Consider the following 9,115-nt stretch of genomic DNA (forward strand, 5'->3'; position numbering starts at 1 on the left):
GCGTTCATTCCAGGGCGAGGTCGAGCACGCCGCGCGCGCCGGTCCGGCTGCGCAGGTCGGCGAACCAGCGTTCGACGTGCGGCCAGCTGGGCCGCGTGTATTCGGTCTGCGGCAGGCCGAACCAGCGATGCGCTTCGCAGCCGACCGGGATGTCCGCCATCGTGAAGTGCTCGCCGAGCATGAAGGGGCGAGTGGCGAGGTGCGCATCGAGCAGGGCGAACAGCGGCTCGGTGGCGCGCACCGAGCGCGCGATCACGGCCGGATCGCGCTGGTCGGCAGGGGTGCGGATCCATTGCTTGAAGGCGCCGGCGCTGACCGGGTTGAGCGTGGTCTGCTGCCAGTCCATCCAGCGCTCGGCATCGAAACGCGCGGGCAGCGGCTCGGGGTAGAGCGTGCCCGGTGCGTGCTTGGCGCAGAGGTAGCGCACGATCACGTTCGATTCCCAGAGCGTGACGCGGCCTTCGCCCTCGCCGTCGTCGATGGCGGGCACCAGCGCATTCGGATTGAGCGCGAGGTATTCCGGCGTCTGCACGATGCCGAACCTGCCGCCGGCTTCGGTGCGCTGGAAGTCGAGGCCCAGTTCCTGCGCGCACCACACCACCTTGCGAACGTTGATGGAGCTGATGCGCCCCCAGATGTTGAGCATGTTCAGAACCCCTTGGAAGACCTGCTTCGAATGGTGCTACGCAGCGCTGGCCGCCAGCTGGCGCTGGACCTCGGCCGCGGCCCTGTGCGCGAGCTGCTCGCGCACCGCGTCGGCCAAGGCGGCGATCGCGGTACCGATCTCTTCGGCGCTGGCGGTCACGAAGGACAGGCGCAGCGTACGCGGATCGCCGGCGCCGGCGTAGAAGGGCGTGCCCGGCACGAAGGCGACGCCGCGCTCCACCGCTTCGGGCAGCAACGCCACAGCGTCCAGGCCCTCGGGGAGGCGCAGCCACAGGAACATGCCCCCGGCCGGCTTGTTGAAGCTCACGCCCAGGCCCTGCATCTCGCGCTCGAGCGCGGCCAGCATCGCATCGCGCTGGCGCTTGTAAAGGGCGCGGATGGTCGGCACATGGCGGCCGAGGAAGCCTTCCTTCATGACCTCGGACACCATCCGCTGGTTGAAGCTGGGGCTGTGCAGGTCGGCCGCCTGCTTGGCCTGCAGCAGCTTGGGGAAGATGCCCTTGGGCGCCACCAGGAAGCCAAGCCGGAGTCCCGGCGCCAGCACCTTCGAGAAGGAGCCGAGATAGATGCAGCCATCGGGGTTGCGGGCGGTCAGCGGCAGTGGCGGCGCCTCGTCGAACCACAGGTCGCCGTAGGGGTTGTCCTCGACGATCGGCAGGCCGGCTTCCGCCGTGGCGGCGGAGACCGCGGCGCGGCGCGACTCGGTCATCGTCCGGCCGGTGGGGTTCTGGAAATTGGGCAGGAGGTAGACGAAGCGCGCGTCTTTCGCCTTGGCCTTCAGGTCGTCGACCAGGACGCCTTCGTCGTCGCTGGCGACGCTCACGGCCTCGGGCTCCATCGGCGAAAAGGCCTGCAACGCGCCCAGGTAGGTGGGCGTCTCCACCAGCACGCGGCTGGCGGGGTCGAGCAGCACCTTGGCGATCAGGTCCAGGCCCTGCTGCGAGCCGGTGGTGATGAGCACCTGCGCCGGATCGACCGGCCAGGGCAGCATGGCCGCGACCGCTTCGCGCAACGGGCCATAGCCCTCGCTGGCCGCGTACTGCAGCGCGGCCTGGCCGTCCTTGTGCAGCACCTCGGCGCAGGCTTCGGCGAAGGCGCTGATCGGGAAGGTCTTGGGCGAGGGCAGGCCGCCCGCCAGGCTGATGATGCCGGGCCGCTCGGTGACCTTGAGGATTTCGCGGATCACCGAAGGATTCATCTTTTCGGCGCGGGCGGCGAGTTTCCAGTTCATGTGCTTTCCTTTGGATGGACGTTTCGTTGTGTGGACAGGGTGGCAGGCCGCGCCTGCGAAAGTTTCTTGCCAGCGACGACGGTGGCCACCACCGCCGCCGCAAAGCCGAGCGTGACGAGGTCGAGCGGCTCGCCGAGCAGCGGCACGGCAGCGAGGATCGAGAGGAAGGGCTGCAGCAACTGGGCCTGGCTCACGCGCAGCGCTCCGCCCATGGCGAGGCCACGGTACCAGGCGAAGAAGCCCACCCACATCGAGAAGATGCCGACGTAGACGAAGCCCAGCCATGACGAGGTCGCGATCGGCTGCTGCGGCCACAGCCACAGCGCGCCAGGCAGCGTGACCGGCAGCGCCATTGCGCAGACCCAGCAGATCACGCGTTCGGCGCCGAGCGCCGGCGTGACCTGCGCGCCGTAGATGTAGCCCAGCGAGGCGGCGAACACGGCGCCCACGAGCAGCAGATCGCCCCAGGCGAAGCCGAACTGCTGCTCGCCGGCACGCAGCACCGAGAACACCACCACCAGCGCGCTGCCCGCCATGGCGCACAGCCAGAAGCCGAGTCGTGCGCGCTGGTGCAGCACCCAGGCCGCGCAGGCCGCGGTCACCAGCGGCAGCAAGGCGGTGACCACCGCCGCGTGACTCGCGCTCACGGTGCGCAAGGCGTAGGCCAGCAGCAGGGGAAAGCCGATCGCGTTGCCCAGCATGGCGATGCCGAGCGGCTTCCACTCGTGGCGGCGCGGCAGCGGCGAGCGCGTCGCGAGCAGGAACAGCACCGACAGCAGGCCCGCCAGTGCCGCGCGGCCCAAGGTCAGGAACCAGGGCGAGAGCTGCGGCGCCTCCTGGGTGCCGGTGGCCAGGCGCGTCATCGGCAGCGTGACGGCGAAGAAGGCCACGCCGAGCACGCCCAGCCACATGCCGAGGGTTTCGTCCTTGACCTTCATACGCGGGCCATCCAGCACGCAGTGAGCACCAGTACGCCGGCCATGGCGCGATTGAACCAGAGCAGGCGTTGCCCGTGCACCAGCCAGTTGCGCAGCAGCGAGCCCGTCAGCGCGTAGACGAAGTTGCTGGTGAAGGCGTAGAGCAGCATCACCGGCGCCACGATGGCGAAGCGCCGCAGTGCGTCGGGCTGGCCCGCGATCCAGTTCGCCACCAGCGTAAGCGCCAGCAGCCAGGCCTTGATGTTGACGAATTGCAGCATGACGCCCTGGCGAAAGCCGACCTGCAGCGGCTTGCCGTCGGCCGGGCCGATCGTGCCGCTGCCGCTGAGCTTCCAGGCGAGCCAGAGCAGGTAGGCGACGCCCAGCGTCTGAATGACCCAGCGCAGCGACGGGGCCGCGACCACCAGTGCACCGATGCCGCCGGCGCACAGGGCGAGCAGCAGAGTCCAGCCGACCGGGACGGCGACGATGAACCGCATCGCACGCGGCAGGCCCCCGTTGGCCGCGAGTGCGGTCGACAGCGTGGTGTTGGGCCCAGGCGAGAAGCTCATCGCCGTGGCCAGCGCCAGCAGCGCGGTGAATTCTTGCCAGGTCATGGAGACACACTCTAAACTGGTGACCATTACAGTACCGATACAGATGGCCGAACATGAGCCGAGCCTGTATCGGCCCGATCGTCGACACAGAGCACGCCCGCGCATGCTGACACGAACCTCCACCCAATCGCTGACCGAGCAGTTGGCCGGCCGCTTTGCCGAGCGCATCCGCACGCGGCTTCTGGCACCCGGCGCGCGGCTGCCCTCGGTGCGCGAGTGCGCGCGGCAGCAGGGCGTGAGCCCGCACACGGTTGTTGCAGCCTACGACCAGCTGCTGGCGCAGGGATTGGTCGAGGCTCGCCGCCAGCGCGGGTTTTTCGTGCGTGACGTGATCGCGGCCCGTGCGGGGCCGGCCCCGTCGACCTTGAAGCCGCTGGCCGAGCCGCCTGTGGCGCAGCCTGTACCCGCGGACGCGAGCACGCTGATCCGCGGCATGTTCCACCGGCCGAGCGACAAGCCGCAGCCGGGCATGGGCGTGTTTCCCTCGGAGTGGCTGGAGTCGCCCTTCACTGCCGCAGCGGTACGGCGCATGACCAGCACCCGGGCGCTGCAGGACGCCTCGCTGCAGTACGGCGAGCCGGCGGGCGATGGCGGCCTGCGACGCAGCCTCGCGACCAAGCTTGCCAGCATCAACGTGCCGGCGGGCCCGGAGCAGATCGTGACCACGGTCGGCGCCACGCACGCGCTCGACATCGTCAGCCGCACGCTGCTGAGACCCGGCGATCCGGTGATGGTCGAGGAGCCGGGCTGGGCGCTGGAGTTCGCGCGCCTCGAGGCGCTGGGTATGCGCATCCTTCCGGTGCCTCGCAAGGCCGACGGGCCCGACCTCGAGGTGATGGAGCGCTACTGCAATGCCGGCGACGGCCACAAGCCGAAGCTCTTCGTGAGCGTGAGCGTGCTGCACAACCCGACCGGTTACAGCCTGACGCCGGGCAGCGCACACCGCGTGCTGCAGCTGGCCAATCAGCATGGCTTCCACATCGTCGAGGACGACACCTACAGCCACCTGGCGCCGGAGCATGCCACCCGCCTTTGCGCGCTGGACGGGCTGCAGCGGACCGTCTACGTGAGCGGCTTCGCGAAGATCCTCGCGCCCAACTGGCGCATCGGCTTCCTGGCGGCCTCGCCGGAGCTCGTCGGTCGGATGCTCGAAACCAAGCTGCTGGCCACGCTCACCACGCCTTCGCTCTTCGAGCGGGCGCTCGCCTGGTGCATCGACCAGGGGCAACTGCGGCGCCATGCCGAGCGCGTGCGCCTGCGTCTGGAAGGCGCGCGCGGGCGCACGGTGAAGCTGGCACTGGCGGCCGGCTGTACGCTGGCATCCGAGCCTGCCGGGCTGTTCGGCTGGGTCGACACCGGCGTCGATACCGATGCGCTGACCCAGCGCATGCTCGACGAGGGCTACCTGCTCGCGCCCGGTTCACTGTTCCATGCGCGGCGGCCGCCCAGCACCCTGATGCGCATCAACTTCGCGACCGCGCAGGACGCCACATTCTGGAAGGTGTTCGCGCGCGTCAGGGCACAGCTCTGAGGACGCGCGTCAGAGCAACCTGTCGGGCGCGAACGGACCGAACAGCCGGAGGAGCAGGCGCAGGCCGGGGCTCGCGTCCGGATCGGTCGTGCTGTCCTCGAGGCCGCTGTTCTGCGGTGCGCGCCATACGAGGCTGTCGCCGCTCTGCTCGACGTGCCACGAAGCCTTGTTCATCGCGGTCTCGATCTGGCTGGCGGCGGCGCGGCTGAGCTCATCGCTGCGTATCAGCAGCGCGATCTCGGTGTTCTGAAGTTGCGAGCGCAGATCGAGGTTCATCGATCCGACCACAAGCAGCCGTCCATCCATCACGAGCACCTTGGAATGCAGCATCGAACGCGATTCGCCCGGTGCGCTGCCGCTGCCTTCGGAGCCGAAGGCGCTGCCCAGCCCCGCCTGTTCGCTGCGCAGCTCGTACAAGCCGATGCCCATCTCCAGCAGTTCCTTGCGATGCCGCGCGTAGCCGACATGGGCAACGGGCGCGTCGTTGGAAGCGAGCGAATTGGTGAGCACGCGGATCTTCACACCGCGCGCGAGCGCCGAGGCGAAGGCCTGCTTCATGTCCGGACCCGGCACGAAGTAGGGCGAGATGATCAGGAGCTCCTGCCGGGCTTGGCCAATCAATTGCAGAAGTCCCTCGACCACCGTGTCGCCATTCGCGGCAGCATTGGCCGCGCCATCCAACGAGCCTGTGGGTGCAGCCGCTGTCCGGCGCTGGCCCTGTTGCCTCACCACAAGGCCAGGCGCCTTGGCGCCGTCAGCGACGCCGCGCGGTGCGTCCGCCGGGATCTTGGCCGGTTTGTCGACCAGCACCGCGGCGGGCGCCCAGACGAAGCTGGCTGTGCGCAAGTCCATCGGTTTCTCGTCCCAGGCGCGATTCTGTTGCTTGGGCGTCGGGTCGGCGTTGCGCGGCCGTGGCTCGCCGTCGGGCGGCCGGGGCGCGCCGGCGTTCGCTTCCTTCTCGCGCTCGCTACCCGCCTCATCGCGCAGCGCGTCGAGTTCCTTGCGCGTCACCAGCGACTGAACGGGATAGGCGCGTTCGTTGTTCCAGTAGGCATCGAAGCTGCGCGACAGGTCCTGCACGATCGGGCCCGCCGCCAGCACGTCCATGTCGACGAAGTTGCCCGAATCGGCATTGCCGAAATAGGCATCGCCCAGGTTGCGTCCGCCCGTCACGCCAAGCACGTTGTCGGCGATGAAGAGCTTGTTGTGCATGCGCTGCTGGATGCGCGAGGCATCCTCGATGGCGTTGAACATCCGCGTCACGCTCGAACGGCGCGAGCCGGGCACCGGATTGAACATTCGCATCTCGATGTTCGGCTCGAAAGCCAGGCGCATCACCTGCGCGTTGCGACCCGTGCTGTGGAAGTCGTCCAGCAGAATGCGCACGCGGACCCCACGACGCGCCGCATCGCGCACTGCGGCGAGCAGGCGCGCGGTGCTGGCATCCGCATGGATCGCGTAGTACTGCAGATCGAGCGTCTTCTGCGCACCTTCAGCCAGCGCGAGGCGGCTGCCGTAAGCGGCCGGCGGCCCGCCGAGCAGCATGAAGCCGGACTCGTTGCGCGCGGAGGCGGCCTGACGGCGCTCCTGCACCAAGGCGGCCAGCGACGTGCCGGCCGGGGCAGCGAGCGCGGTGGACACCGGTCTCTGGACGTTCTGCGGAAGCTCGGCGCAGGCCGAGAGAAAAAGGAAGGCTGAGCACACGGCCACGCCGCAGCGTCGCCATGCCGTGACGGAGCGGTGGATGGTCTTGGATGAAAACATGTGCCCGATCGAAGCCTGGATGGGCTTCTATATATCGCAGCCTCGGCCTGCCGCGCGTCGGACGAAGGCGCTGTCGTCTATCCCTGGCGTGCCGAGTCGAGTTCTTCCCAACGCTCCATCGCCGCCAGCAGTTCTTCGTCGATGTGCGCGTGGCGTTGCGCGAGCTCGGCGGCGCGCGAGGGCTCACTTGCGTAGATGGCACCGCCGTCGAGCTCCAGCAATTCGGTGATGCGCTTCTGCTCTTCTTCGAGCTCGGCAATTCGTGCGGGAAGGGTCTCGAACTCGCGCTGCTCCTTGTAGCCGAGCTTTCGGCGCATTCCGGGGCGCGGGGCCGCTGCCGGCGCAGGAGACGCCACCACGGATGGAGGCGCTGGCGACGCCGGGGTACTTTGAGCGGCGATCTCGCGCGAGCGTTTGGACTGGATCATCCAATCTTCCACGCTGCCTTCGTATTCCCGCCAGAGGCCATCGCCCTCGAAGGCGATGATGCTCGTCACCACGTTGTCGAGGAAGGTCCGATCGTGGCTCACCAGGAACACCGTACCGTCGTAGTTCTGCAGCAGGTCCTCGAGCAGCTCGAGCGTGTCGATGTCGAGGTCGTTCGTCGGCTCGTCGAGCACCAGCACGTTGGCCGGGCGTGCGAAGAGGCGTGCGAGCAGCAGGCGGTTGCGCTCGCCGCCGCTTAGCGAGCGCACCGGCGACTGCGCGCGCGCCGGCGAGAAGAGGAAGTCTGCGAGATAGCTCTTGACGTGCTTGCGCTGGTTGCCGATCTCGATCCATTCGCTGCCGGGACTGATGAAGTCCTCCAGCGTGGCGTCGAGCTGCAGCGCATCGCGCATCTGGTCGAAATACGCGACCTGCAGATTGGTGCCGCGGCGGATCTTGCCGGCGTCGGGCTCGAGCTCGCCCAGGATGAGCTTCAGCAGCGTGGTCTTGCCGGCGCCGTTCGGTCCCAGCAGGCCGACCTTGTCGCCGCGCAGGATCGTGCCGCTGAAGTTTCGGACCACGGTCTTGGCGCCGAAAGCCTTGGTCGCGCCGGTGAGTTCCGCGACGATCTTCCCGCTCGACTGGCCCGAAGCCACGTCCATGTTGACGCTGCCGAGGGTCTCGCGCCGGGCGGTGCGCCGGGCGCGCAGCGCCTCGAGACGGTTGATGCGGCTCTGACTGCGGGTGCGGCGGGCCTCTACACCCTTGCGGATCCACACTTCCTCCTGGGCGAGCAGCTTGTCAGCCTTTGCATTGACGATAGCTTCCTGGGCGAGCTGCTCTTCCTTTTGCGCCAGATAGCGCTCGAAGTTGCCTGGGTAGGAGTTGAGCTTGCCGCGATCGAGCTCCACGATGCGGGTTGCCACGCGGTTCAGGAAACTGCGGTCATGGGTGATGGTGACGACGCTGCCCTTGAAATCGATCAGCAGTTGCTCGAGCCATTCGATCGAGTCCAGGTCGAGGTGGTTGGTTGGCTCATCCAGCAGAAGCACGTCAGGCGCGGCTACGAGCGCCTGCGCGAGGGCCACACGCTTGCGGGTGCCGCCCGAGAGGGTGCCCACGCGTGCGCTGCCATCGAGATGCAGGCGGTGCAGGGTCTCTTCGACGCGCTGCTCCCAGTTCCAGGCGTCGACGGCTTCGATCTGCGATTGCAGCGCGTCGAAGTCCAGGCCCGAGTCGCCGGAGAGATATTGCTCGCGAAGCGCGATGGCATTGGACAGCCCGGCGCTAGCGGCTGTGAATACGTCGGAATCCATGGCCAATTGCGGATCCTGGGCTACGTACGCGACCCGTAAGGCCTGTTGGGCTTGCAGCGTGCCGTCGTCCGGCTTCTCCAGTCCCCCCAGGATCTTCAAAAGGGTCGACTTGCCTGCACCATTTCGGCCGATCAGCCCGATGCGCTCCGATTCGAGGAGCGAGAAGTCGGCATGATCGAGCAGCGGGACGTGTCCGAACGCTAGCTGTGCGTCGAGTAGTGTGATGAGTGCCATGTGGCCCGGATTATCGGATTGGCTCGCCGAGCCGCTTGATGTATGGGCTGCCGGTCAGGCTGCAGGACTTAGGGGCCAGCGTCCACCCGGAGCCACGGCGCCGTGGGGCGCGGCGGAAAACTTGGCATATACTCGTGGGCTCTGCTGGACGCGATCTGCTCTTTGACCTTCAATGAAGCGCAGAGAGAATCGAAAAAGGCAGCCTTGAGAAGTGACAGTCGACTGAAAACCGTGTCATAATCGAGGGCTCCGCTTAAGACGGTTGATTGCTGAGGCTCTGAGGGGTTTCGGTGGTTGTTCTGGGTGTCTGGGTGGGGAGAGGGGTTTGGGTGAGTTGGTGGCTGATCGGGTGGTTGGCGGGGCTCTAAAAAACTTCAAAAAAGTTTGTTGGTTCTTAAAAAACCGTGTAATAA

General features: G+C 67.6%; 7 protein-coding genes. 1 reads left to right on the forward strand and 6 read right to left on the reverse strand.

Annotated elements, in window-relative coordinates; all coding sequences use genetic code 11:
• Positions 1 to 4: 4 nt before the first annotated feature.
• Genes J2739_RS26805 through J2739_RS26820 form a run of 4 tightly spaced genes read right to left on the reverse strand, consistent with a single transcriptional unit; the run spans position 5 to position 3,431 of the window.
• The gene (locus J2739_RS26805) at positions 5 to 646 is read right to left on the reverse strand and encodes a glutathione S-transferase family protein (protein WP_309907405.1); all 642 of its coding nucleotides are present in this window, start codon (positions 644 to 646) and stop codon (positions 5 to 7) included.
• 36 nt (positions 647 to 682) lie between these two features.
• On the reverse strand, positions 683 to 1,897 hold the full coding sequence (locus tag J2739_RS26810; RefSeq protein ID WP_309907408.1) for an aminotransferase-like domain-containing protein: 1,215 nt from the start codon (positions 1,895 to 1,897) through the stop codon (positions 683 to 685).
• Positions 1,894 to 2,835 (reverse strand): DMT family transporter, encoded by a 942-nt coding sequence (locus J2739_RS26815; RefSeq protein WP_309907410.1) that lies wholly within the window; start codon positions 2,833 to 2,835, stop codon positions 1,894 to 1,896. The genes J2739_RS26810 and J2739_RS26815 overlap by 4 nt, the downstream gene beginning before the upstream one ends.
• Positions 2,832 to 3,431 (reverse strand): LysE family translocator, encoded by a 600-nt coding sequence (locus J2739_RS26820; RefSeq protein ID WP_309907412.1) that lies wholly within the window; start codon positions 3,429 to 3,431, stop codon positions 2,832 to 2,834. The genes J2739_RS26815 and J2739_RS26820 overlap by 4 nt, the downstream gene beginning before the upstream one ends.
• A 103-nt stretch (positions 3,432 to 3,534) precedes the next feature.
• Here J2739_RS26820 and J2739_RS26825 point away from each other — a divergent pair, with 103 nt between their 5' ends.
• Complete coding sequence (locus J2739_RS26825; RefSeq protein WP_309907414.1) at positions 3,535 to 4,962, forward strand: aminotransferase-like domain-containing protein; 1,428 nt, start codon at positions 3,535 to 3,537, stop codon at positions 4,960 to 4,962.
• A 9-nt stretch (positions 4,963 to 4,971) separates the two neighbouring features.
• On the opposite strand, the gene J2739_RS26830 is transcribed toward J2739_RS26825, so the two are convergent.
• Together J2739_RS26830 and J2739_RS26835 are read right to left on the reverse strand one after the other, a co-directional pair.
• Positions 4,972 to 6,726: a phospholipase D family protein gene (locus tag J2739_RS26830; RefSeq protein ID WP_309907415.1), complete on the reverse strand. Its 1,755-nt coding sequence runs from the start codon at positions 6,724 to 6,726 to the stop codon at positions 4,972 to 4,974.
• A 77-nt stretch (positions 6,727 to 6,803) separates the two neighbouring features.
• Positions 6,804 to 8,702 carry an ATP-binding cassette domain-containing protein gene (locus tag J2739_RS26835; RefSeq protein WP_309907417.1) on the reverse strand — a complete coding sequence of 633 codons (1,899 nt, stop codon included), beginning with the start codon at positions 8,700 to 8,702 and terminating at the stop codon, positions 6,804 to 6,806.
• Between the last annotated feature and the right edge of the window lie 413 nt (positions 8,703 to 9,115).

It is taken from the genome of Variovorax soli (genome assembly GCF_031454625.1).
In the GTDB taxonomy this organism is placed as follows: Bacteria; Pseudomonadota; Gammaproteobacteria; order Burkholderiales; family Burkholderiaceae_C; genus Variovorax; species Variovorax soli_A.